The sequence below is a fragment of the Streptosporangium sp. NPDC000239 genome (genome assembly GCF_040300765.1).
In the GTDB taxonomy this organism is placed as follows: domain Bacteria; phylum Actinomycetota; class Actinomycetes; order Streptosporangiales; family Streptosporangiaceae; genus Streptosporangium.
In genome coordinates this window covers 136,157-160,473 of sequence record NZ_JBEPEI010000016.1, presented here as the reverse complement: position 1 = coordinate 160,473, position 24,317 = coordinate 136,157, and the positions used below count along the sequence as shown (strand labels likewise).

Below are 24,317 nucleotides of genomic sequence, written 5' to 3'. Positions count from 1 at the left end.
TCAAGCTTTGGCGTCGGGGGCGGTTCTACGGTCGTCGCGTGCTCGACGAACTCTCGAAGATGCCCGTCGCACGGCGGCGGCGCCTGGGGTCACGATGGGGGCTCGGCGCGGTACTGCTCGCGCTGACCGCCTGGCTTTGCTGGACGGTCGTCACCAGCCCGAACCTTGACTGGGCGGTGATCGGATCCTATCTGTTCGCGGAACCGATCCTCAGCGGGGTCGGGGTGACGCTGCTGCTCACCGTCTCGACCCTGTTGTTCGGCCTGGTCCTCGGGATGCTGCTGGCCCTGATGCGGCAGTCCGACAACCCGGTGCTCAGCGCGGCCTACGCGGCGTACGTCTGGTTCTTCCGTGGGACACCGCTGCTGGTCCAGCTGGTCTTCTGGTTCAACCTCGCGCTGCTGTTCCCCAGGATCGGCATCGGGATTCCCGGCACCTCACTCGGCTGGTACGGCGAGGCCAACACGCTGATCACCCCGTTCGTCGCGGCGCTGTTCGGCCTGGCCCTGCACGAGGCCGCGTACATGGCGGAGATCATCCGAGGCGGGTTCCTGGCCGTCCCGCGTGGCCAGGTGGACGCCGCGCTCATGATCGGCATGACCCCGGCACAGGCGTCGCGGCGGATCGTGGTGCCGCAGGCCGTACGGGTGATCCTGCCCGCGCTCGGCAACCAGTTCATCCTCATCCTGAAGGGCACCTCGATGGTCTCGGTCATCGGCGGTGGTGACCTGCTGACCCGCGCCCAGCAGATCTACGGCCAGAACTACCAGGTCATCGCCCTGCTTCTGGTCGCCTCCCTGTGGTACCTGGCGCTGGTCAGCCTGGCCTCGATCGGCCAGCACTACCTTGAGCGGGGGCTGCGGTGAAGGGCGCGGTGAGTGTCAGGGGTCTGCGCAAGTCGTACGGTGCGACCTCGGTTCTGCGGGGCATCGACCTGGACGTGGCCCCCGGTGAGGTGGTCTGCTTCCTCGGCCCGTCGGGCGGCGGCAAGAGCACGTTGCTGCGCTGCATCGCCCACCTGGAGACCGTGGACGCCGGGCTGGTCGCCGTGGACGGGGAAGTGGTCGGCTACGAGCCGAAGGACGGCAGGCTGGTCGAGTCGTCGCCGAAGCGGCTGGCCATGACGCGCCGCAAGATGGGCATGGTCTTCCAGCAGTTCAACCTGTTCGCGCACCTCACGGCGCTGGAGAACGTCATGCTCGGGCCGGTGACGGTCCTGCGGCGGGACCGGTCCGAGGTCGAGAGGCGAGCACGTGACCTGCTGGGACGGGTCGGGCTGGCGGCGCACGCGGACAAGCGTCCGGCGCAGCTGTCCGGCGGCCAGCAGCAGCGGGTGGCGATCGCCCGCGCGCTGGCCATGGACCCGTCGGTGCTGCTGTTCGACGAGCCGACGAGCGCGCTCGACCCCGAACTGGTCGGCGAGGTCCTCGGCGTCATGCGCGACCTGGCCGGTCAGGGCATGACCATGCTCGTCGTCACGCACGAGGTGGGGTTCGCGCAGGAGGTGGGGGACACCGTGGTGTTCCTCCACGGCGGTGTCGTCGAGGAGCAGGGCCCGGCACAGCAGGTACTGCGTTCGCCCTCGTCGGAGCGGACGGCGTCGTTCCTGGCCCGCGTCCTGTAAGGGCCGGCGACACCTCGAAGCCCTCGACGCCGAGCCCCGAGCCCCGAGCCCCGAGCCCCGAGCCTCGGGTCCCGGGTCCCGGGTCCCGGGTCCCAAGAGCCTCGGAGCCCGAGGCGCCCGAAGCAAGGTCCCCGAGCCACCCCCCCCACGGGCTGCGAAGCACAGCCCGGCATGAGTTCGCAGAGCAAGGAGTGACATGTCAGTCATCACCCGTGGTTGTGTCCTGATCGCGGCCGTGGCCGTACTCGCCGGGTGCGGCACCTCGACGCCGGAGGCGTCCCCGTCCTCGGCCGCGTCCGCCCCGGGAGCGTCGGAGGCCCCGGCGGCGTCCGGCGCGGCGGCGCTGGTGCCCGACCGGATCAAGCAGGCGGGGGTCATCAACGTCGGCACGACCCTGCCGAACCTGCCCTACCTGCTGACCGACTCGGCCAACAACATCACCGGGGGCATCACCCCGGAGGTCGGCAAGGCGGTCGCCGCCAAGCTCGGCCTGGAGTACAAGATCCAGAACGTGGCCTGGGAGGCGCTGCTGCCGGGCGTCGCGGGCGGGCGGTACGACATGGCCGACGACGGCATCTCCGACACGCTCGAACGCCAGCAGATCGGCTACTTCGTCGACTACATGCAGTCCTCGCAGGTCCTGGTGACCAGCAAGGACAAGGCGGCGACGATCAAGTCACTCGACGACGTCTGCGGCAAGAAGGTCGCCGCGATCCGCGGCACGACCGACGTGCAGGTGGTCAAGGACGCCTCGAAGAAGTGCGCCGACGGTGGCAGGCCCGCCGCGGAGGCGGTCGAGTTCCCCACAGCCCAGGACGCCGACCTGGCGCTGCGCTCGGGCCGGGTGGACGTGGAGGTGCTGGTCGCCGAGACCGCCAAGTACGCCATCAGCCAGGGCTCGCCGGTGGCGATCGTGGCCGAGGGCTTCGCGCCGACCTACGTCGGCATGTTCGTCGCGAAGAAGGACAAGGCCTTCGCCGACGCCCTGCTGGCCGCGCTGAAGGAGCTCAAGGCGGACGGCACGCTCGACAGGATCCTCGACGGGTACGGCCTCAAGCCCATCGACGAGCCCGGAATCAACCTCGCCACGTCCTAGGGCCGGGTTCCACACGCAGAGGGGGTGAGCCGGATGTTGCCGATGCATGAGATCGAGGTGCCGGTACCGATGGGGCTCTCGCCCTTCGCCGTCGGGACCTTCGACGAGATGGGGTCGTGGTCGCGGGCCGCCTTCCCGCACCGTCACGTGTTCTACGAGATCCTCTACGTGAGCGCGGGAAGCGGCACCCACACCGTCGACTTCAGGTCGTCCCCGATCCGGCCCGACACGATGTACTTCATCGCGCCGGGCCAGGTCCACCACTGGACGTACGAGGTGCCCATGCAGGGCACGCTGGTGCTGTTCACCGAGGAGTTCCTGCTGTGGCAGGAGGAGCCGCCCTTCTTCCACGGTCTCAGCGAACGTGCCGAACTGCGCCTTTCCGGCGTGGAGGCGGAGGGCATGGCGCGGTTGCTGGGTCTGATGTGCGAGGAGTACCGGGGGCGGGGCGCCGGGTTCGCCTCGATGCTCCAGTCGTACCTGCAGATCCTGCTGGTCACCAGCGGACGTCTGCTTGAGGCGGGCAACGGCGGAGGGGCCGTCACGCGCTCCTCGATACTGGCGCGGGCCTTCACCCGGCTGGTCGCCAAGCACGTGATCGACGTCCGTTCCGTCCGGGCCTACGCGGAACGGCTCGGCGTCACCTCGGGGCACCTGGCGGAGACGGTCAAGGAGGCGACGGGACGCAGTCCGGGTGAGGTGATCAGGGACGCGCTCACGCTTGAGGCCAAGCGGCTGCTGGTGCAGAGCGACCTGTCGGTCGCGCAGATCGCCCGCGCGCTCGCCTTCGACGACGCCTCCTACTTCGGCCGGTTCTTCAAGCGGGAGGCCGGGGTGACGCCGGGGGACTTCCGTAAGGAAATCCGGGAAAAGTACCAGCCTGGCCGTACCTAGTGCCTGTTCCCGCAGGTGAACACCTCCTTAATGTGGGAGAAATCCCAGTGTTGAGGAGGTCCGTGTGACTCGTGGGGTGACGACCGGCGGACACATCGGCGAGACGGACAGGGGCGTCGGTTCCTGATGGGCGAGACGATGTCGGTGACGTACGTCTCCGCCGAGGACGCCGGGATGCTGGTGCTCAGGCTGCCCGGACACCTGGCGGCGGACTCCGCGACCGTCGAACGGTTGAAGGACGCCGTACGGCACACCGCCGCCGGCTTCGTCGAAGCCGGTCCCAACGAGGGTCCTCGTGACGGCCTGATGCCCAGGATCCGTGCCTACATCGACGACAACCTGGGTGACCCGGGCCTGTCACCGGAGTCGGTGGCCTCGGCGCACCACATCTCCACCAGCTACCTCTACAAGCTGTTCGCCCGGCAGGGTGTCTCGGTCGCCCGCTGGATCAGGCAGCGCCGACTGGAACGTTGCAGGAAGGACCTGTCCGACCCCCGGCTCGGCGGCAGGGCCGTCGGCGAGGTGGGCGCGCAGTGGGGGTTCGCCGACTCCTCCTACTTCAGCAGGGTCTTCAGGCAGACGTACGGCTGCTCGCCCCGGGCCTACCGGCACGGTCTCAAGGCCTCCTGAGGCCGGTCCCGGTCCCGAACCCCGAGGGTTGAGGTCGGTTTCGAGGCGTCCCGATCCCCGGAAAACGGTTGTACACGCGGACGCGCGATGCGCAATGTCACGAAAGGCGCGTTGTCCCCATATAGCTTGATCACTAGCGTCTCAAACGTGGTTACACGACGACGATTCCTCGGCACGCTCGGTGCGAGCGCCCTCATTGTCGGCTTCGATCCTGTGGAGCGGGCGTGGGCGACCGGTCCCGGCTCCGGTGGACTCCAGCGCATCCCTCACCTGGACGGCGTCCTGCTCACCGATCTCGCCACCCGTCAGGCCGACGGCCGTGACCTCGGCAGGATCGTGAAGCGCCTACCCCGCGCGGTGCTTCGGCCCGGGTCCGTCCGCGACATCCAGAAAATGGTCCGCTTCTGCCGCGAGCACCGCATCCCGGTCTCCACCCGCGGCCAGGGGCACTCGACCCACGGGCAGGGACTCACCGACGGTCTCATCATCGAGAACCGGTCGCTGTCCGCCATCCACTCGATCGGCCCCGACTCCATCACCGTGGGCTCCGGCGCACTGTGGCGGGAGGCGGCCGACGCCGCCGCGCCCCGCGGTCTGACGCCCCCGCTGTTCACCACCTACGTCGGGCTCTCGGTCGGTGGAACGCTCTCGGTCGGCGGCGTCCCCGCGCAGAACAACTTCGGTGTGCAGATCGACCACGTCCGCGAGCTTGAGGTCGTCACCGGCGACGGCCGCCTGCACCGGTGCTCGATGGACCGCGAGCGGGACCTGTTCGAGGTGATGCTCGGCGGTCTCGGCCAGTGCGGCGTGATCACCCGCGCCACGCTCGACCTGGTGCCCTCCCGCTCGCTGGCGCGCAACTACATGATCCGCTACCCGGTCACCGAGGTGGCGAGGGCCTGGGACGACCTGCACATCCTGCTGGACAGGAACGAGGTCGACGGCTCCTACCTGCTGATGTCCGTACCCGACGGCACGAACATCACCTGCCAGCTCAACGTGGTCGTCTTCCACGACGCCGACACCCCGCCCAACGACCAGCGCCTGCTGCGTGACCTGAGCGTCTCCCCGGCCTCCGCGGAGATCGAGAACAGCACCTACCTGGGGTGGGTGAAGCGCTACGACCCGGTCATCGAGCTGTGGCAGCGACAGTGCGCCTGGGACGACCTGATCAAGCCGTGGTTCGACGTCATGCTCCCCGGGGAGTCGGCCGAGGCCTACGTCTCGGAGGTCATGCCGTCGCTCACCGCCCGCGACTACGGCCCCCCGACCGGCATCGGCTTCCTGTTCCCGCAGCGGCGGGCCAAGCTGACCAGGCCGTTCTTCCGGGTTCCGCCGGGCGACAGCGAGTACGTCTACCTGTTCGACATCCTCACCTCCTCTCCCGCGCCCGGCCCCGACGCGGCCTTCACCGCCGAGATGCTGGAGCGCAACCGCCGTCTGCACGCCAAGGCGCGGGCGATCGGCGGGACCCGCTACCCCATCGGCTCGCAGGACTTCACCAAGGCCGACTGGCGCGCCCAGTACGGCGACCGGTGGGCGGACCTCGTGCGCCGCAAGGCGAAGTACGACCCCGACCACATCCTGACCCCCGGCCCGGGGATCTTCTGACCACGTCCGCGTCCCGCTCCGCGAAGAGCGGGACCCGGGCAGGTCCAGGGCCTCGAAGAACAGGCCGATGTACGGCCCACGGTCGCTCGGGCACCCAGCGCGGGGCCCGGTCCGTCGGCCCCCGTGAACCCGGTCAAGGAATGAGCGGCCGACGGTCCCGGCCGTGCGGATCCCGTGGACGCGCGCCCGGCAGGCCGCGGTACGCACGGTCGATCCGATGCGGGAGCCGCCGTCATCGACCGGCACCACACCGCCTCGCAGGCGGCGCCGAGAAACAGGCCACAGCCGGGGGCATGGAACGTCCTGATCCCGTCCGCGCCCAGGGGCGGGGCCGCCGTCCTGGTTGCCACCGCCTCCGCGTGTTCCGGGGCATGGGCGGTGCCACCGACGCCGAACGGCAGGCATCGAGCCGGTATCGTCATGGGACGGCGGCTCGCGCGAGCCGCCTCCCCCACGTGGCCCTGACGGTCGGTTCGCACAGGGGCGCTTACCGGCTTCCGCCTCCACGGCATCGGCGGTGCAGGCTGACGCGCGCCATAGATTCGCAGACTCTCCTCCATCTAAGGGTGCGAGACACGAGGAGAGCCCTTGCACCCTGACCATCAGCGCGACTTCACCGAGTTCGTCGCCGGCCGATCCGACAGCCTGATCAGGCTCGCCTACGTCCTGACCAACGACCGGCACGCCGCTGAGGACCTGCTGCAGACGGCGCTGGCCAAGACGGCCGCCCACTGGCGGCGCATCCGAGCCAACCCGGAGGCGTACGTGCGCCGGGTCATGTACCACGAACAGGTCGGGCGGTGGCGCAGCCCGCGCTGGGGCCGCGAACGCGTGCTCGAAGCGCCTCCCGATCACGGTGTGGCCGACCGCACCTCCGAGGTGGAGACCCGCGTCACGCTGGCCGAGGCGTTACGGGTCCTGCCCGCGCGCAAACGGGCGGTGCTGGTGCTGCGCTACTACGAGGACCTCCCGGAGTCCGAGGTCGCCAAGATCATGGGCTGCTCGGTGGGCACCGTACGCAGCCAGACCCATCAAGCCGTCGCCCGCCTGCGCGAACTGGTCGGCGAGACCGTCATCCTGGAGGGCCTGCAGTGACCATCGACGAACGGCGGATCGCCGAAGAACTGCGCCTGATGGCCGACGAGGCCGTCCCCGTGGACCCGCTGGCCTACGCCACGCGGGCTCTCGCCCGGCGTCGGCGCCGGACGTGGTCGGTCGCCGGGCTCATGGCGGTGACCGTGACCGCCACGGTGGCCGCCACCGTGGTGGCGGCAGTGGTCCTGCCCTTCCCGGACACCTCCGGCCCGAACACCGGGGCCAGTGTGGCGGCCCTGCCGGACAACACCCCCGAGCAGTTGCGGTTCGTACGCGAGTGCATGCCCCAGGGCGGGCCCGTGCACAACATGGACGGGAACCGGCGGATCACCGAGCACGGGGCGGTTGACGACTTCCGGGTGCTGGTGGAGTACCGGGACAAGGGAGGGAGCACCGCCCTGGTGGGCAGTGTCGCCGGTTTCGTGCTCTGCACGCCGACCGATCAGAAGGACATGGCCGAGCGCGCGGTCTTCACCTACTGGGGGTTCCGGCCGCCCGGGGACCTGGCCGGGTTCTCCGGCGACCTGCGGGTGGACGCGTACACCAGCCACACGCATTCGTCCGCGGTCGGCGAGCAGCGGATCCAGAAGGACGACGTGTACCGGGTCGTCACCGGGCGGGTCAGCGACGCCGTGCGGCGGGTCGAGGTCGACTGGGCGGACGGGCGGCGCACGTCCGCGCGGATCGCCAACGGGTTCTTCATCGTACGGATCATCGGGAGGCCGGTGCGTGACCCTGAGGGCCCCGGGAAGGCGGGGGCCGTGGTCCTGGACTCGCCGCCCGTCACGGTGACGGCGTACGGGGCCGACGGGAAGGTCCTGCGGCAGGAGAGGAACGTCGCGTTCGGGCCGGTGGGAAGCGGCGGCGACTGACGGCATCGGGTGGCCGCCAGAGCCGCGGGGGCGGCGGCCGCCGACCTCAGGCCCGTACTCCACCGCCGTCCTGGTGGCCCCGGCGGTCATACCTGGACGCTCACCGGGGAGGGCACCCCGGTGAGCGTCTTCGGCGAACCAGCGGAGCCGGTCCGTTGGCCGCCCGGACGGGAGGGGTGGAGGCGGCGGCCGGGTCGGGAAGCCCGGCCGTCCGCCTTCACCCCATGGCTGTGACGCTCATCCACGAGCCGCCCGTGCTGAGGTCGGGCGGGGCGTCATCAGGTGATGAGCCGCCACAGAGCGGGGGTGGTCGACGGATCACCACCGTCCGCCGACGAATGGGCCTGGACGCACTTGTAGGTGCAGCCGTCGCAGGTGACCAGATCGCCGGCCGTGTAGTTACGTGAGGCCGACCATAACGGCCACACGACACCCGGATTGGTGATGCGCGCCGGGCGTGAACCCCCGACGGGAGCGGCCAGGGCAGCGGCCACGCCGTACAGGATGACGCCCACGGAGACCATCGCGAATGTCGCGACGGCGGAGGGCACGCGGTCTGGTTTCATGTGACTCCTCGGGAGAGGGGAGAGCGAGCGTCCCCACACTGCCCTGGGCCCCGGGGGTATGAGGAGCCATCGCTTTTGCATATCCCCGTTGTATGGTTCGCGCACCGTCACGATCGCCTGTCCCGTGCGGCGCACGGCCGACGGCGCCCGACCGGCTCCCGTCCGGCGGGATACGCCGTTCACGCTGGTCACAGCGGTCGCGTCAACCCTCACCGCCTCACGGGTCCCGCGTCCGCCCGGCCGCGCCGAGTGTTCCGGCGGCCCTCGAACACTCACGTTCGCGGCCATACCGTTTGCCCACTCTCACGCGCGCATTACCCCCCTCACACCGACGCCGGTCACCGCCGTCCCATGGGGTACGGTGACCGGCTTACCAGGCCTTCTACCCGGCGGTCGTCCTAGGCGAGGGTCCACTGGGTGCCGATGGGCCTCCTGACGAAGCGGTTCCCCGACCGGGAGATTCTCCGTGCGCCGGGAGCGCTCGCTTTCCCGATGTTTCCACGGACCCCGACGGCGGGTTGCTCGGCCCCGTTGCGGGACCGTGTGGCGATAGAGCCTTCTCCGTCATTGTTTCTGAGGTTGCCGGCGCGATTTTCATGCTTTTCTGAAAACGCTCCGCATATCGCGGACGGCGTGGCGGCCGGTGTGCTCGCGATGGTCGGATCGACTGCTTTCTTCATGTCGCTCTCCTGGTGGAAGGCCCGTGACGTGCCCAACATGTCACGGGAGGGGTAAAGGGGATGCAGGTGAAGAATGGCAGTACATAGATATACACCATGGTGTACGAAACGGCCAAGATCACGATCGAAAATAGATTTTTATCCGGACCGGGAGTCGTTTGAATCCATTCGAATTCAATTTCAGAGAAGCTGGAACGCCTCCACTGCCACGCCCAAAACCAGACCACTCCGCCAGGCCCGGCCACCCCGCCCGGCCGTCCTCGCCCCGAGCCCCGGGGTTATGCCCCCTCATGGACGCGAGCCTCGTCCCAAACGATCGATCAAGGCGGTTCTGGAGCCACCGCGGTCCAGGACACGGTGACGAGGACCCCGGCAGCCGGGCGGCGAGCCGCCGTACGCGTCCGCACCACTCTCGGGTCCGCGTGGGTGGCCTCCGTCAGTCGCGCTGTTCGCCGGGGCGAACCAGTCCGCTCTCGTAGGCGTAGACCGCCGCCTGCACACGCGTGGTCAGGCCGAGCTTCATCAGGATCCGGGACAGGTGGGTCTTGACGGTGGCCTCGCCCAGGTGGAGCCTGCCGGCGATCTGGATGTTGGTCAGCCCTCGCGCGAGCAGCTTCAGCACGTCCGTCTCGCGGCCGGTGAGCGTGTCGAGCTCGCTCGGCCGATCCGTGCCCCTCGCGGAGGCGGGCCAGTCGGCGAACGCGGCGATCACCCGCAGCGTGACGGCCGGATCGAGCAGCCCGTCGCCGGCCGCGACCGTCCTCAGCGCGGTGACCAGTTGCTCGGGCGGCGCGACCTTCAGCAGGAAACCGCTCACCCCGGCACGCAGCGCCGCGGTGACGTACTCGTCCTCGTCGAAGGTCGTCAGCACGATGACCTTGCTGTCCGGGTGGTCGCGGACGAGCCGGTGGGACGCCTCCAACCCGTTCATGCGCGGCATGCGCACGTCGATGAGCACGACGTCCGGACGGGTGCGCGCGACGAGTTCGAGGGCCTCGGCCCCGTCGGACGCCTCGCCGACGACCTCGATGTCGGGCTCGCCGCCGAGCACCAGCCGCAGGCCGGTACGGATCATCGCCTCGTCGTCGACGAGGGCCACGGTGATCGGCATCGTGCCGTCCTTGTCAGACTCGGGGGAGAGGGAACCGGGCACGTACGGCGAAGCCGCCGTCCGGCTCCGGGCCGGTGTGCAGACTGCCCTGGACCATCGCCAGCCGTTCCCGCATGCCGACCAGGCCGTGGCCGATCCGCCGCCCGTTGGGCGGGGTGGCGGGAGCGAGGCTGTCGCGGGCCTTCGCTGTCCTGGCCCGCGTCCCGCTCCCCGAAGGGACGGGAGCGGGGGAGTTGTGCACTTCCATGGTGAGCGCCCGGCCGGTGTAACCGATGGCGACCGAAGCAGGCGCTCCGCCCGCGTGCTGCAACACGTTGGTCAACGCCTCCTGGAGCACCCGGTACGCGGTGACGTCCAGCACCGGCGGCAACCGGGGCAGGTCGGAGGGGGCGTCGAGGGTGACGGCCAGCCCCGCGGCGCGTACGTCGGCGATCAACTCGTCGAGCCGGGCCAGCGACGGCATGAGGGCGAGCGGCTCGCCGTCGACGCGTTCGCGCAGGATGCCCACCAGGCCGCGCATCTCCTCGACGGTCTGCCGCCCGAGACGCTCCAGCCCGGCCACGACCTCCTGCTCGGCAGGGCGGTCGGCGAGCAGTCTGCGCAGCGCGCCGAGTTGCAGGGTCATCACGCTGACCGAGTGCGCGACCGCGTCGTGCACCTCCCGGGCGATGTGCGTACGCTCCTGCACGACGGCGGCCTTGGCGACGACCTCGCTCTGGGCGTCGAGGGCGGCCGCGAGCTCGGCCAGCTTGACGGCCCGCTCGCCGTTGCGCCGCGCCAGCAGCCCCATGGACCAGCCCGGCAGCAGGATCAAGGGGACGAACAGCAGCTCCCACGGTGAAGCCGTGACGGCGGCGGTACCGGCGAAGGACGCACCCGCGACGCACAGCGCCACGACCGAACGCCACCGTGGCTCGCGCCAGCCCGCCCAGGCGACCGCCCCGAGCAACCCGAGCATCGTCGCGCCGCTGACCCCGGGCGCGCCGAACACCACCATGCCCACCGGCAGGCAGGCGGCTGCGACGACCGTGCCCGCCAGCGGCCACCAGGCCGCCGGTACCAGGCCGACGCCCATCACCACGCCCGAGACCCAGACGGCCGTGGAGGTCGCGTCGAAGAAGTCGTCCAGCCGGACCTCCGCCACGGCCAGTGCGGCGACCAGAGGTCCGAACACCATCGGGATGAGGCGTACGTTCCTCAGCCGGCTCATCGTCATGACCACCGATCGTAATCACGCTCGCCGCCCGCCGACTCCGCCAAACGACGGACCCCGGCAGCTCGGGGCGTCCGTCGAACAGCGGACCCGGCCGCGGGCGGGTCCGCCCCGAAGGGGACCCGTCACGGTGCGCGATGGCTGATCCGCCGGTCCCCGTCCCGGCGAGAGGGTGAGGCCCGCCAAGAAAAGCACCAGGAGGTAAGAGATGACCCCCCTCACCCCGTCCCCGGAGACCGAGGCCCGCGTCGCGGAGCCCGCGGCCCGGTTCCTGCGGCCGGCCGGTGGCGTCGCGCTGGTCGCCGGGCCCGTGCTGGTGTTCGCCGGGATGATGACCTGCCCGCCGCAGAGTTCCGACTCGACCGCCGACTACGTCACCGCGCTGGCCCGCGACTTCTTCCTGACCGAGCTGTCGGCGATCCTGCTGCACTACGGGCTGCTCGTGGGCGCGCTGGGCGCGCTGGCCGTGCCCGGGCTGGTACGCGGGCGCAGGGGCCGCCTGCTCACGGTGGCCGGGGCGCTGGCCGCCGCGGTGAGCATGCTGAACGTGTCCGGCGCCGTGCGGGACGACTGGTGGCGCATGATCCTGGGCCGGCAGCTTGAGATGGACGCCGCGGTGCGCCTGTCCGACGCCGTGGACAAGGCCGCGTTCATGCCGCTGTGGAGCGGCACGGAGATCTTCGCCTTCCTCGGCCTGCTGGCCCTCAGCGTGGGGCTCGCCCGAGCGGGCGTGGCCGGATGGTGGCTCACCGTGGTCTACGTCGCGGCCTTCGTCGGAATGATGTTCATCCCGATCCACCTGACATATGTGGCGGGCACGGTCTTCACCCTGATGTTCCTGCCGCTCGCGGTCGCCGGCGTGCGCGTACTGCGGCGCGAGCGGGCCGGTGCGTGACCACGATCCGCTTGGCGCCTCGTACTTTGACGGTCTTGGAGCCGGGCGGGAACCCACCGGCCCGATCGCCTTTCGGCGGTGGGTTCCCGTGCGTCGTGGTCAGGCCGCGGCGAGATGGGTGGTCAGGCTGTCGAGCAGGAAGTTGCTGCCCTGCTCGGCCTGGTCGCGGTCCTCCGCGGTGTCGAAGGTCTGGGAGAGGCTGATCTGGGTGCGCTCGCCGTCGGCGGTCAGGTCGAGAGTCATCAGGACGGGCTCGTCGCGGCCGGGCACGTTCATGCCCATCACCAGGCGCTTGTTCTCCACGACCTCGACGTAGCCGCCCGTCAGCGGGACGCGGGCGCCGCCGGGGATGACCATGACCGAGCTCCAGGCGCCACCGGGACGGACGTCCAGGACGACTTCCTCGGCACTGGCCCACACGGCGTATTCGTCGGCGACGGTCCAGGCGGCCCACACCCTGTCGGCCGGGGCGTCGAGGGTCCGGGTGATGGTGTAGTCGAAGCCGGCGGTGCTCATGGTGGGACTCCTTCGTCTGTGCCGGAGGTTGGGGATCAACTGATCTCAAGGTATAGTAATGATCAGTGATAGTCAATGATCGTGAATAATTGGGGAGTCGAGATGGACGCCACCGCCGAGGAGCCGGACTTGGGGATGTTGGTCGGGCAGCTGGGCCGGGCGCTGCAGGAGGAGCTGTTCGCCCGGCTCGCCGAGGAGGGTCACCCCCAGGTGCGGCCACGACACGGCACGGTGCTGGCGGTGCTGCCCGCCTCGGGCGTGCGGGCGACCGAGCTCGCGCAGCGGTCCGGGCAGCACAAGCAGATCGTCGGGGTCATCGTCGACGAGCTGGAGCGGCTCGGCTACGTGCGCAGGGAGGCCGACCCGGCCGATCGGCGCGCGAAGCTCGTCGTCCCCACCGAGACCGGTCTGGACGAGATCGACAAGGCCCGCGCCATCCTGGCCCGGATCGAACGGCGGCACCGCCAGGAGCTGGGAGACGACGACTACCGGATCTTCAAGGCCGCCCTCGGGCACATCACCCGTTCCCAGCGGGCTTGGCAGGCCCACGACCGGAAGGGCTGATTCAACAGTTCGGCCTCCTCGTCCGTCTATCCCGTGACGGGACGAGGAAAGGCAGGGGCCGGTGGAAGACGATTCCCGCTTCGAGGAGTTCGTGGCGGAACGCGCTGATGCCCTGCTGCGCTACGGCTATCTGCTCAGCGGCAATCCGCACGACGCCGCCGACCTCACGCAGGAGGCGTTGATCCGGCTGCACCAGGCCTGGCCACGGGTACGACGGAAACAGGCCCCCGAGCCGTACGTCAAGATGATCATGGCCAGGCTGCACGTCAGCATCTGGCGGGTGCGCAGGCGTGAGGCGCCGGGCTGGGCGCTGCCCGAGACGGCGCGTTTCGACAGCCCGCCGTCCGACAGCGACGAGGGGCTGTGGCAGGCGCTCGCCACCCTGCCGCGCAAGCAGCGGGCCGTACTGGTGCTGCGTTACTACGAGGACCTGTCCGACACGGAGATCGCCGACGTGCTCGGCGTCTCCCGGGGGACGGTACGCAGCCACGCCTCACTCGGCCTGGCCAGGCTCCGTTCCGTCCTGCCCAGCCCCTCAGCGATCAACGGGAGCCCCGCATGACCGACAGGTTGGAACCCCGTCTGCGCTCGGCGCTCGGAACCGCCGCCACGCGTGCGCCGCAGGCCCCGGCGAGGTTCTCCGCCGAGGTGGTGCTCCGGTCGCGGCGCCGCCGTACGCGCAGGCACGCGCTGGTGGCGGGCGTCTGCGTCGTCGCGGTCGCCGTGCCGGTCGCGGTGACGGTCACCCGCGACACCGGGGGAGGAGGCATCGCCGCCGTCGTCACCGCGACCCCCACGGCCTTCGAGGACCCGCTCAGGAACCCGGACCCCGTCGGGAAGCGCCTGACGATCGACAACCCCTCGGAGGGCCGTCCCCTCTCGCTCTGGTACGCCAGGGCGAGGAACGGTGCCACCGTCTTCTGCCGGAAGTACACCTCCAGGACCGGAGGGGGAACGGAGTTCTGCGGCGAGGGGCCGGTGATCGACGGCGCGGAGGCGACGGACCAGGGCTCCACGGAGTCGTTCCCGCCCCCCGTCACGGGAAAGGTCCTGCACTACGGCACCGCCCAGGCCGGGATCGCCCGGGTCGTGGCCGTACGCGAGGGAGGCGGGCGGGTCACCGGCACGCTGCGGACGCCGCAGGGCGCCCCCCAGGCCATCTGGACCGTGACCGTTTCCGCGGACGAACCGGTTACCGCCTTCGAGTTCCTGGACGGCTTGGGCAGGACGGTCAAAAGGATCGAGCGGCAGCCCCCGGTGTTCCCCGAGACCGACGCGAAGCCGGTCGGCCCGACCGTGGAGATGCCCGGCGGCCTCGTCGTGGGCCTCTACGAGACGCCCGACAGGTCCCTGATCTGGAAGCTGGGGGGACGGGCCGTCGCCATGAACACCCTCTCGCCGGGAGGGCCGCTGACCGACATGGGCGGCAGGCCCATGAAGGCGGAGCTGCGGGAGCACGAGGACCGCTGGTTCGGCATCACCGGCGCCGGGACCGCCCGCGTCGCGCTGGTCCTCCGGGACGGTACGACGGTGACCGCCGACACCAGGCCGGAACCGTGGCAGGCCGGCGACTTCCGGATGTTCGCCGGAACGCAACGGCGCACCGACGACATCTACGCCGAGGGCTTCGAACTCGTCGGCTACGACAGGGACGGCGCGGAGCTCTGGCGCGAGGACCACGGCCCCACGCGCTAGAGGCACAGGGCAGCCGTACGGTAGGGCGGTCAACGGGGGCGGCCGTCCTGCCGTACTCGGTGCGAACCCGGCGAGATCCGGCAGGCGGGAAGCCGCGCCGACACCCACCCGAGAGGTCGAGGAACGGCACCAAAAAGAACCATAAGCCACCATGATTTCCGGGTTGCCGTGGAAAACAAGGTAAATTCCATCCTCAATGGACTTCCTGTGTCCAGGGCCCCGAAACGGCGGGAAGAAAAGCGGCGTAAACCTTTCCTGGGAATCCATGTGTCACCGTCGTGACCTGTCCCTACGCTGGGTGCGAGTGCTCTGTTTCGGGGGCGGGACACGGGAAGAGGAGCAAATGGGAGACCGTAAGGAAAGGCGCGATCCTCGCATTCTCGGGGTGATGCCTTCACGGCTGGACGGTGACGCTCATCGGGGCCGGAAGAAATGACGACCTCGCACCAGGACCGGCGGGCACTGCGTGACATGTTGCGGAAGTCGGGCGTGCTGACCCCCGACTGGGGGGCCGCCTTCGAGGTGGTTCCCCGGCATCTCTTCCTGCCCGAGGTGATGTGGCCCTCGACCGAGGAGGGGCACACGGCCGTCTCCAGGATCCACGACCCCGACGGGTGGTGGCACTGGGCCAACGCCGACGTGCCCATCGTCACCCAGTGGGACGACGGCACCCACCTCGGTCTTCGTCACGGCGTGCTGGCCACCAGCTCCAGTTCGATGCCGACCGCGGTGTTCTCCATGTTCGCCGAACTCCTGGTGTTCGAGGGCGCGAAGGTCCTGGAGATCGGCACCGGCACCGGCTGGTGCGCCGCCCTGCTGTCGGCCCGGCTGGGCGAGAGGAACGTGGTGTCGGTCGAGATCGACGAGGAGGTGGCCGACACCGCGCGCAGGTCACTGGCCGCCGCGGGCTGGCACCCCGAGATCGTCGTCGGGGACGGCCTGCTCGGCAGCCCGGAGCACGCGCCGTACGACCGGGTTCTCGTGACGGCCGGGGTGCGTGAGGTTCCGCGCGCGTGGATCGAGCAGACCAGGCCGGGCGGGGTGCTGGTGATGCCGTGGGGCACCCACTACACCGGGCAGAACCCGCTGGTGCGGCTGGTCGTCAACGACGACGGCAGCGCGGGAGGGCGTTTCTCCAGCGCCGCGCGGTTCATGCATCTGCGGTCCCAGCGTGACCGCCGGGTCACCCGGGCCGACTACGTCCCCGGCGACGAGTGGCCGGGGGACACCCGCCGGTCGTTCACCGACCTGCCGGTGGACGAGGTCATGGACGACTCCGGCTACGCGGTCTTCGACTTCGTGGCCGGCCTGCTGGTGCCCGGGTGCGTCCACGCCCACGGTCGCACCCGGTCCGGCAACCGGACCATGTGGCTGTACGGCCTGGACGGCCCGTCCTGGGCCGCGGTGTTCTTCGACGAGGAGTACTCCCTGGAGTCGCGGGTCTTCCAGGGCGGGCCGCGCGACCTGTGGGACGAGGTCGAGGCCGCCCACCGGTGGTGGACGGAGCAGGGACGGCCGCGGCACGAGGAGTTCGGGCTGACGGTCACCGCGGACGGCCGCCAGGAGGTGTGGTTCCGGGAGCCCGCAGTCCTCCTGCCCCGGTCCGAGGCCGCGCCGGCTGAGGCGGGCGGCTGACGGGACACCGATCCCGGTGTCCCGTCAGGGCGGGGCAGTCAGTAGTGGCTGTTCATGGCGGCGCGTACCTCGCCGAGGGTGGCGTCGGCCACGGCCCTGGTCCGCTCGTTGCCCTCGCGCAGCACCTTGCGGAGGTGGGCGCGGTCCCGGGCGTACTCGGCCCGGCGGGCCCTGATCGGCGCCAGATACTCGTTGACCGCCTCGGTCACGGTCCTCTTCAACGCGGCGGCCCCCGCGGAACCGATCTCCTCGGCCACCCGCAGCGGAGAGCGGTCCAGGCACAGGGCCGCCAGCAGGACGAGGGAGGACACCTCGGGGCGGGCGACCGGGTCGTAGGTGATGTGCCGCTCGGCGTCGGTCCTGGCCCCCCTGATCAGGCGGGCGGTCGCGTCGGCGTCGGCGGACAGGGCGACGGCGTTGCCCCGGCTCTTGCTCATCTTGGTGCCGTCCGTCCCCAGCAGGAGCGGGGCGTTCGACAGCAGCGCCTCGGGCTGGGGGAACACCGCGGTGCCGTCGCCGTACCGGTCGTTGAAACGGCGGGCGACGGTCCGGGTGAGCTCCAGGTGGGGAAGCTGGTCCTGGCCGACCGGGACCAGGTTGGCCTTGCAGGAGAGGATGTCGGCGGCCTGGTGGACGGGATAGGTGAACATCAGGCCGTTGACGGACGACTGGCGCGAGTGGGCGATCTCGTCCTTGACCGTGGGGTTGCGGTTGAGCTCGGAGACGGAGACGAGGCTCAGGAAGGGCAGCATCAGCTGGTTGAGCGCGGGGACGGCGCTGTGGGTGAAGATCGTGCTGCGCGCCGGGTCGATGCCGATGGCGAGATAGTCCAGCACCAGTTCCTCGACGTACTCGGTCAGGTTGTCCGCCACGTCACGGTCGGTCAGGACCTGGTAGTCGGGGATGATCACGAACATCTCCACCCCGAGGTTCTGCAGCCGCACCCGGTTGTGCAGCGTGCCGAAGTAGTGCCCGAGGTGCAGCCGCCCGGTCGGACGGTCACCCGTCAGCACCCGGAACCGCCCGGGGTCCTTGAGGATCAACTCCTCCAGTACGGCGCTGCGGGCCTGCGCGGCGGACATGCCGAGGGTGTCGGGCGCGTCGGGCGTTCCAGGTGCTTCCGGCGTTTCTGGCGCTTCCGGCGTTGCGGTGGAAGGGGTCGTGGTCTGGATGGTGCTCATGAGGTCTCCTGGTGGGTCGGTCGAGCCGTCGGGACGACACGAGCCCTGGTCCAGGAACACGAAAGGGCCGTTCATCCGAACGGCCCGGTCATGCGCGAGAGGTGCCGCTCCTACGAGGAGCGCCACCAGCTCAGACATGAGGAAGAGTACACACCCCCATGATAACCACCGTCCGGGACCTAACCGTCTGACCGGTGGGGGAGGCGGTGGGCGGTGAGGCGGTGGGGGTTGGGCCAGTGGACGTCGTCGGCCCAGTTGGCCAGTTCGAACCAGCGGATCAGGCGAGCGCTCGGGTCGAGTTGTCCCCTGAGGACCCCGTGCCTGGCACAGGTGGGTTCGGCGTGGTGCCAGTTGTGCCAGCCCTCGCCGAGGGTCAGCATCGCCACCCAGCGGACGTTCGACGAGCGGTCCCTGGTCGCGAACGGACGGTCCCCGAAGGTGTGGGAGACGGAGTTCACCGACCACGTGACGTGGTGCACCACGGCGTAGCGGACCAGGCCGCCCCAGAACAGCGCGCTCAACGCCCCCTGCCATGACATCGACCACAGCCCTCCGACGACCGTGGGCAGCGCGAACGACAGCGCCACGACGGCCGGGTAGGCGGCGTCGAAACGCCGGACGTCGGGGTCGGCCAGCAGGTCGGGCACCCAGTGCGACCGGCTCGACCGGCGGCGCGCGGTGTAGAACCAGCCGACGTGGGCGTGGGCCATGCCGCGCAGCAACGCCAGGCCGCTCTCGCCGTACCGCCACGGGGAGTGCGGGTCGCCCTCGCGGTCGGCGTACTTGTGGTGACGGCGGTGCTCGGCGGCCCACAGCGTGACCGGCCCCTCGACGGCCAGGCCGCCGGCCAGCATCAGCGCGATCCGCAGCGGCCTGCGGCACCGGAAGGAGCGGTGGGTGAACAGCCGGTGGTAGCCGATGGCGATGCCGAAGATGTTGACGAAGTACATCACGACCGCGATGACCAGGTCGCGCGGCCCGACCCCCCACCCCCACGCGGCCGGTACGGCCAGCGCCAGGAGCACCGCGGGAAGCACCACGAGGACGACGAGGTAGGCGGCCCTGCGGCCGGTGGGGACCGTGACCGTCTCCGCCGTCCGCTGGTCGGGGCGTGAGTCGGGCGACGGGGCCACGTTTTCTCCCTGCGGTCGGATGGGGCTTATTGAACGTCCGTATTCCGGCGCCGTGGCAGTCGCCCGAAAGTGACATGATAATCACTTAGAGGCAGCAAAACACTCCATAGAGTAGCCATCGGTGAATCCCTCGCGACCCTCCTAAATTGTTGTGGCCACCCGATGTGACGACCCGTGTTCGCTCCGGCTTTCCAGGGGTCCGGAGAGACTCCGGAAAGCCCCGGAGAAATCCGGGGAGACCGGGGGAGAAGGGGCCAGGACATGGGCGCTGTCGACCAGACGACCACCGGTGACCACCTGAGGAGATACGACGAGACCCTGGCCGACGATCCGGTGTCCGCGCTCGCCCTCGTCCTGCGGTGGTTGCGTACCGACTGGCGTGACTTCCTCGCGGAGCTGCGCGAGCACAGGCCGGTCCTCGTCACCCCGGCCTTCACGGTGGTGACGAGATACGCCGACGTCGTGGAGGTGCTCTCCAACGAGGAGGTCTTCACGGTGCGCTCCTTCGGGCCGCGCCTTGAGGCCGCGCTCGGCGCGCCCTTCATGCTCTCCAGGGACGCCACCCCGATGAACTGGCGTGACAAGGGGCTGATGCGGGTCATGCTCCCCCAGGGAGACGCGGCCCGGGTGCGCGACACGGCAGGGCGGCTGGCCGACGAGGCGCTGGACGCCGCCTGGCCCCAAGGCCGGGTCGAGGCGGTCCACGAGCTGTTCCGGCACGTCGCCCTCGGGGTCTGCGCCGAGTACTTCGGCCTGCCCGGCCCCGACCCGGCGACCCTGTCACGCTGGACGAGGGCCGTCATCGTGGACGGCTTCGCCAACTTCCAGGGCGACCCGGAGATCCAGGCGGCGGCCGTCGCCGCGGGCTCCGAGCTGACCGCCCACCTGCACGGCAGGCTCGTCGAGCGCAGGTCCGCGCTGCGGGCCGGGCTCGACCTGCCCGACGACGTCTTCACCAGGCTCGTCGGCACCGTGCTGCCCCCGGGCACCGGGTTCGACGACGAGCGGGTCGTGATCAACATGGCCGGGCTGCCCCTGGGGTTCGTCGAGAGCGGCCCCGGCGCCATGGTCGAGGCGGTCGAGCAGCTCATGCTGCGCCCCGAGGTGTACGGCCAGGCGGTCGAGGCGGCGGCGGAGCCGGACCCGGCGCGGTTCGACTCCTACGTCTGGGAGGCGCTGCGGTTCAACCCGTTCTTCAAGCTGCTGGCCCGGGTGTGCGTGCGCGACCACGTCCTGGCCGCGGGCACGCCGCGCCGTACGGTGATCCCGGCGGGGACGTTCGTGCTGGCCGCGCCCGCCTCGGCGATGTTCGACGCCGACGTGGTCGAGGCGCCGGAGGAGTTCCGTACCGACCGGCCCGCCCACCACCGGCTGTTCTTCGGTCACGGCCACCACGCCTGCCTCGGCGTGACCCCCGCGAAGGTGATCATCTGCGAGGCCGTACGGCGGCTGCTGCTGCGGCCGGGGGTGCGGCGGCTGCCGGGGCCGGAGGGGGAGATCGTCCGTGCGCACGGCATCTTCCCGGACAGGTTCGTGCTGGCCCTGGGAGACGCCGGATGAGAGCGCGTGGCATCGCCACCGACGGGGCCTCGAACCGGTTACGCTTCCTCGCCCTGACCAGGGGGCGCGCCCTGTGGGAGGCGGCCCAGGCCGTGCCTCCCGTGCAACGTCGCCTCAACGCCACGCTGATCGACCACGCGATCCGCGAGATACCGCCCCGGCCAGAGCCGCTCAGCGCCATGGCCGACTACACCTCGTGGACCTCGCTGACCGACCGCACCTACAGCGGCAGGCACCTGCCGCCGGTCACGGCCGACGACAGCCGCAGGCCGTCCCCCGAACGGGCCGCCGACCTGTTCGCCCGGGGCGACGCCATGATCCCCTGCCCCCGTTCGACCGTGCTGTTCGCCTACTTCGCCCAGTGGTTCACCGACGGCTTCCTGCGCGGCGACAGCAACGTGCCGCGTGACCCGCGCAGGAACACCTCCAACCACCACATCGACCTCAACCAGCTCTACGGCCTGACCCCGGAGGCGACCGCGGTGTTACGGTCCTTCGAGGGCGGGCGGCTGAAGAGCCAGATCATCGAGGACGGGGAGTTCCCGCCGTACCTGTGCGAGGGCGGCGAGATCAAGCCGGAGTTCGCCCCGCTGAAGGTGGTCCGCCTCGCGGAGGTCGACGCCGCACGGCGTGACACCCTGTTCGCCGTCGGCAGCGACCGGGGCAACATCCAGGTCGGGTTCACGATGCTCACGGTGCTGTTCCTGCGCGAGCACAACAGGGTGGCCGCCCTGCTGGCCGAGCAGAACCCGCGCTGGGACGACGAACGGCTGTTCCAGACGACCAGGAACATCCTCATCGTGCTGCTCATCAAGCTGGTCGTCGAGGAGTACGTCAACCACATCACGCCCTACCACTTCCGCTTCACCCTCGACTCCCGGCTGTCGGCGAGACTGGCCCACGCGCCCTGGCAGCGGGAGAACTGGGCCTCGGTCGAGTTCAACCTCGTCTACCGCTGGCACGGGCTCATCCCCTCCCGGCTCTCGGTCGGTGACGCCGACCTCCCGCTGGCGCGGACCCTGTTCGGCGCCGAGCTGATCCCCGGCCCCGGGATCGGCAGGCTCTTCGAGGACGCCTCCCGGCAGCGCGCGGGCCGGATCGGCCTGTTCAACACCGATCCCGGCCTGCGGGAGGTGGACGTGGCCAGCGTCGCCGAGTCACGCGCCCTCGGCCTGGCGCCCTACAACGCCTACCGAGAACACTGCCGGTTCCCCAGGGTGCGGCGGTTCGAGCAGATCACCGGCGACCGGCGGGTCGTCGAGGCGCTGCGCGAGCTGTACGGCGGTGTCGACGACGTCGACCTGTACGTCGGGTTGTTCGCCGAGGAGCACGCCTCCTCGGAGGCCATCCTGCCGCCGTTGCTGACGAAGATCATCGCCATCGACGCCTTCTCCCAGGCGCTCACCAATCCGCTGCTGGCGCCGAGGGTGTTCAACGCCGCGACCTTCTCCCCGCTCGGCCTGCGGATCATCGCGACCACCGGGACGCTGTCCGACGTGCTCAACCGCAACATCCCGGAGGAACCACGCCCCCGCTACGTCAGCATGGGCCGTGAGGTGGGGAGATGAGCGGGCGGAGCCGCGACCACGCCGCGCTGCTGCGGGCCGCGGCCTGCGAACTCGTGGACATCGGCGTCACGATCCACGAGGTGTCGACGCACGCCACGACCGCGCTCACCGAGAGCGCCGCGCCCGGAGCCGTGGTCCGCGCGCCCGCCGTCGCCTACCGGGCGGAACGCGCGCTGCTGCGCGCCGTCACCAACGTTCAGGGGCTCGGCTACGCCTTCACGGGCGGGCCGCTCGGAAGTCTGGCCGCCAGGCTCGGCGTGCTGGGCGGCGCGGAGAGCCTCACCGTCCGCGTCCTGGCCACCTCACTGCGGCTGCGCATCGCGGCCGCCGCCGTCGAGCATCCCGAACTGCGCGACGACCCCATGCTGACCAGGCTCGTCGAGGCCGCGGCGGCGGACCGCGACCTTGAGGCGGTACGCGCGCTGCGGGCCCTGTTCAAGGACCGCGGCGCGGTGCGCACGCTCAGCACGCTCGCGCCGATCTTCGGTGAGGTGCTCGCCCTGCGGGCCCTGCTGGACGAGAACCCGTTCAACGACGAGGCCGCCTGGCTGATCGCGACGGGACGGGGCTTCGCGTCCGCCGACCCGATCACCGGCCTCGGCAACAGGGCCGTCGCGGTCCTCGACACCGGCGAGGGAGCCGCCCGCCGCGTCGACCTGGCCACCGTCGAGTCCGTACGGCTGAGCCAGCGGGGCTCGCTGCTCGGCTTCCTGCGCAACATCGGCCTGCTCGGCACGACGGGCCGGGTGCTCATCCAGAGCGTCGAGGACGACGAGGGGACGACGCGTCACGTCGTCCAGGCGCCCGGCATGCGGGTCGGGCTGCCGGACGACAACTCGCCGCAGGACCTGCTCGGCGCCTTCAGCAGCGCCGTACTCGACAGCAGTCCCTACAGCCGGGCCCTGATCAGAGCGGTGGAGGACTACGGCGTGCCGCGCGGTGAGGAACTGGCGCTCATCGGGCACAGCGCGGGCGGCGCGGCCGTCATGAACCTCGTCCAGGACGCCACGTTCTGCGCCCGTCACACCGTCACCCACGTCGTGTCCGTCGGCGCGCCCATCGACTTCAAACGGCCCGCCGACCCACGTGTCCGAGTCGCCAGCGTCACCAACCAGCACGACATCATCCCCACCCTCGACGGGCAGGGCGCGGGCACGTGCTTCGACCTGCACCCCGACTGGTACGTCGTCGACTACTTCGACCCGACCCACCTCTTCCCGCGCTGCCACAGCATGGAGCACTACATCGCGAACCTGGCCGACGACCTGCCCGAGGCGCGGGAGCGGATCGACGCCGAACTGGCCCCCTACCGGGGGCGGGTCGTGCGGTCGCAGGCCTACCAGCTGTTCGACCGGGCTCCCCGCCCGGAGGGGTTCCCGTTCCTGACCGTGCCCACCTACCTGGCCGAGACGCGGGACGGGTCGGTCGAACTGCCGGTCAGATGCCAGGACGGCGGCTCCCTGACCGCCTACTTCGCCGCGGACCCGGCCGCCACGGCCGCCCTGCTCGTGAGCACCGGGCTCGGGCCCGCCGTACGGGTCGGGGGGCGTGCCCTGGTCGCGGTGCACGCCTCGTGGAACCGGCGGACCAGCCTGGGCGAGTACCACGAGGCCCACCTGGGGGTCGTGGTGCCCGACCCGTGGCGTTCGCGGTCGATCCGGGTCTGGCCCGACCTGCCGCGTGGCGCCGACCGGCGGCGTTCGGGCAGCTTCCTGGCCGGTTCCGTGGTGGACACCGCCGTCGTCCGCGCGGTCGCGCCCCGGCTGTGGGGCGGCGAGCCGTACGTCATGCCGGTCGAGTTCGACCTGACCGGCGGGGCGGTGCGGGTCACGGTGGGCGAGCTCACCGACCGGGTCCTCACCCTGACCGGCTCCCTCGGCCCGTGGGTGCCCGCGAGCGACCGCGACCTGGTCGCCTACGCGCGTCACGAGGGGGCGACGTTGCGCTCGTGCGTGCGGACCCGGGGCCTCGGCCGGGTGCATCTCGCCCCCCGGGTACGGCTGGTCGTCGGGCGCTCGGCCAATCCGCTGACAGGGCGGCTGCGTGAGCTGGGGCTCGACGGCGCCCGTCCGTTGCTGTGCCTGTCCACGATCACCAGGCGGACGCTCCAGGAGGCGTGCGTCCCGGTGCGGACGGTCTGACCGCCCTGAAACCGGAGAACCGGAGGCGGCCCGACCG

The 24,317-nt window shown here is 70.7% G+C and carries 22 protein-coding genes; 16 read left to right on the top strand and 6 right to left on the bottom strand.

All coding sequences use genetic code 11. From position 1 onward, the window contains the following. Window positions 1–38: 38 nt before the first annotated feature. From ABT340_RS31455 to ABT340_RS31420, 8 genes are all read left to right on the top strand, one after another. Window positions 39–866, top strand: a complete 828-nt coding sequence (locus tag ABT340_RS31455) for an amino acid ABC transporter permease (protein ID WP_352014492.1) — start codon at window positions 39–41, stop codon at window positions 864–866. A gap of 8 nt (window positions 867–874) precedes the next feature. Further along, window positions 875–1,624 carry an amino acid ABC transporter ATP-binding protein gene (locus ABT340_RS31450; RefSeq protein WP_502992549.1) on the top strand — a complete coding sequence of 250 codons (750 nt, stop codon included), beginning with the start codon at window positions 875–877 and terminating at the stop codon, window positions 1,622–1,624. A 196-nt stretch (window positions 1,625–1,820) separates the two neighbouring features. After that, window positions 1,821–2,720: a transporter substrate-binding domain-containing protein gene (locus ABT340_RS31445; RefSeq protein WP_352014490.1), complete on the top strand. Its 900-nt coding sequence runs from the start codon at window positions 1,821–1,823 to the stop codon at window positions 2,718–2,720. A gap of 42 nt (window positions 2,721–2,762) precedes the next feature. Continuing rightward, window positions 2,763–3,614, top strand: coding sequence for a helix-turn-helix domain-containing protein (locus tag ABT340_RS31440; RefSeq protein WP_352014489.1), 852 nt, complete (start codon window positions 2,763–2,765; stop codon window positions 3,612–3,614). Window positions 3,615–3,740: 126 nt separating this feature from the next. Further along, window positions 3,741–4,244, top strand: a complete 504-nt coding sequence (locus tag ABT340_RS31435; protein WP_352014488.1) for a helix-turn-helix domain-containing protein — start codon at window positions 3,741–3,743, stop codon at window positions 4,242–4,244. 147 nt (window positions 4,245–4,391) lie between these two features. After that, a complete protein-coding gene (locus tag ABT340_RS31430; protein WP_352014487.1) occupies window positions 4,392–5,855 on the top strand; it encodes an FAD-binding protein in 1,464 nt (487 codons plus the stop codon). Between the two features lie 588 nt (window positions 5,856–6,443). Continuing rightward, entirely contained in the window at window positions 6,444–6,950 is a 507-nt protein-coding gene (locus ABT340_RS31425; protein ID WP_352014486.1) for a SigE family RNA polymerase sigma factor, read from the top strand. After that, window positions 6,947–7,822, top strand: coding sequence for a hypothetical protein (locus tag ABT340_RS31420; RefSeq protein ID WP_352014485.1), 876 nt, complete (start codon window positions 6,947–6,949; stop codon window positions 7,820–7,822). Before ABT340_RS31425 ends, ABT340_RS31420 begins: the two co-directional genes overlap by 4 nt. Window positions 7,823–8,100: 278 nt before the next feature. On the opposite strand, the gene ABT340_RS31415 is transcribed toward ABT340_RS31420, so the two are convergent. The 3 genes from ABT340_RS31415 to ABT340_RS31405 form a co-directional block, all read right to left on the bottom strand. Beyond that, window positions 8,101–8,388 (bottom strand): carbohydrate-binding protein, encoded by a 288-nt coding sequence (locus ABT340_RS31415; protein WP_352014484.1) that lies wholly within the window; start codon window positions 8,386–8,388, stop codon window positions 8,101–8,103. Between the two features lie 1,116 nt (window positions 8,389–9,504). Beyond that, entirely contained in the window at window positions 9,505–10,179 is a 675-nt protein-coding gene (locus ABT340_RS31410) for a response regulator (RefSeq protein ID WP_352014483.1), read from the bottom strand. A 13-nt stretch (window positions 10,180–10,192) separates the two neighbouring features. Continuing rightward, on the bottom strand, window positions 10,193–11,395 hold the full coding sequence (locus ABT340_RS31405; RefSeq protein WP_352014482.1) for a sensor histidine kinase: 1,203 nt from the start codon (window positions 11,393–11,395) through the stop codon (window positions 10,193–10,195). 205 nt (window positions 11,396–11,600) lie between these two features. Between ABT340_RS31405 and ABT340_RS31400 the strand changes: the two genes are divergently transcribed. After that, the gene (locus tag ABT340_RS31400; RefSeq protein WP_352014481.1) at window positions 11,601–12,287 is read left to right on the top strand and encodes a hypothetical protein; all 687 of its coding nucleotides are present in this window, start codon (window positions 11,601–11,603) and stop codon (window positions 12,285–12,287) included. Between the two features lie 99 nt (window positions 12,288–12,386). Here the strand turns inward: ABT340_RS31400 and ABT340_RS31395 are convergent, their stop codons facing one another. Further along, window positions 12,387–12,803: an SRPBCC family protein gene (locus ABT340_RS31395; RefSeq protein WP_352014480.1), complete on the bottom strand. Its 417-nt coding sequence runs from the start codon at window positions 12,801–12,803 to the stop codon at window positions 12,387–12,389. An 81-nt stretch (window positions 12,804–12,884) separates the two neighbouring features. Between ABT340_RS31395 and ABT340_RS31390 the strand changes: the two genes are divergently transcribed. The 4 genes from ABT340_RS31390 to ABT340_RS31375 all read left to right on the top strand — a co-directional run bounded on the left by ABT340_RS31390 (window position 12,885) and on the right by ABT340_RS31375 (window position 16,697). After that, entirely contained in the window at window positions 12,885–13,367 is a 483-nt protein-coding gene (locus ABT340_RS31390; RefSeq protein WP_352014479.1) for a MarR family winged helix-turn-helix transcriptional regulator, read from the top strand. 61 nt (window positions 13,368–13,428) lie between these two features. Further along, window positions 13,429–13,929 (top strand): SigE family RNA polymerase sigma factor, encoded by a 501-nt coding sequence (locus ABT340_RS31385; protein WP_352014478.1) that lies wholly within the window; start codon window positions 13,429–13,431, stop codon window positions 13,927–13,929. Continuing rightward, on the top strand, window positions 13,926–15,062 hold the full coding sequence (locus ABT340_RS31380; protein ID WP_352014477.1) for a hypothetical protein: 1,137 nt from the start codon (window positions 13,926–13,928) through the stop codon (window positions 15,060–15,062). The genes ABT340_RS31385 and ABT340_RS31380 overlap by 4 nt, the downstream gene beginning before the upstream one ends. A gap of 432 nt (window positions 15,063–15,494) precedes the next feature. Then, window positions 15,495–16,697 carry a methyltransferase domain-containing protein gene (locus tag ABT340_RS31375; RefSeq protein ID WP_352014476.1) on the top strand — a complete coding sequence of 401 codons (1,203 nt, stop codon included), beginning with the start codon at window positions 15,495–15,497 and terminating at the stop codon, window positions 16,695–16,697. A 38-nt stretch (window positions 16,698–16,735) separates the two neighbouring features. On the opposite strand, the gene trpS is transcribed toward ABT340_RS31375, so the two are convergent. Next, on the bottom strand, window positions 16,736–17,878 hold the full coding sequence (gene trpS / locus ABT340_RS31370) for a tryptophan--tRNA ligase (RefSeq protein ID WP_502992547.1): 1,143 nt from the start codon (window positions 17,876–17,878) through the stop codon (window positions 16,736–16,738). Window positions 17,879–18,057: 179 nt separating this feature from the next. Then, window positions 18,058–19,011 carry an acyl-CoA desaturase gene (locus tag ABT340_RS31365; protein ID WP_352014475.1) on the bottom strand — a complete coding sequence of 318 codons (954 nt, stop codon included), beginning with the start codon at window positions 19,009–19,011 and terminating at the stop codon, window positions 18,058–18,060. A gap of 261 nt (window positions 19,012–19,272) precedes the next feature. Between ABT340_RS31365 and ABT340_RS31360 the strand changes: the two genes are divergently transcribed. Genes ABT340_RS31360 through ABT340_RS31350 form a run of 3 tightly spaced genes read left to right on the top strand, consistent with a single transcriptional unit; the run spans window position 19,273 to window position 24,280 of the window. Beyond that, window positions 19,273–20,571, top strand: a complete 1,299-nt coding sequence (locus ABT340_RS31360) for a cytochrome P450 (protein WP_352014474.1) — start codon at window positions 19,273–19,275, stop codon at window positions 20,569–20,571. Then, window positions 20,568–22,139 (top strand): peroxidase family protein, encoded by a 1,572-nt coding sequence (locus tag ABT340_RS31355; RefSeq protein ID WP_352014473.1) that lies wholly within the window; start codon window positions 20,568–20,570, stop codon window positions 22,137–22,139. The genes ABT340_RS31360 and ABT340_RS31355 overlap by 4 nt, the downstream gene beginning before the upstream one ends. Beyond that, window positions 22,136–24,280, top strand: coding sequence for a hypothetical protein (locus ABT340_RS31350; protein ID WP_352014472.1), 2,145 nt, complete (start codon window positions 22,136–22,138; stop codon window positions 24,278–24,280). Before ABT340_RS31355 ends, ABT340_RS31350 begins: the two co-directional genes overlap by 4 nt. Window positions 24,281–24,317 lie beyond the last annotated feature (37 nt).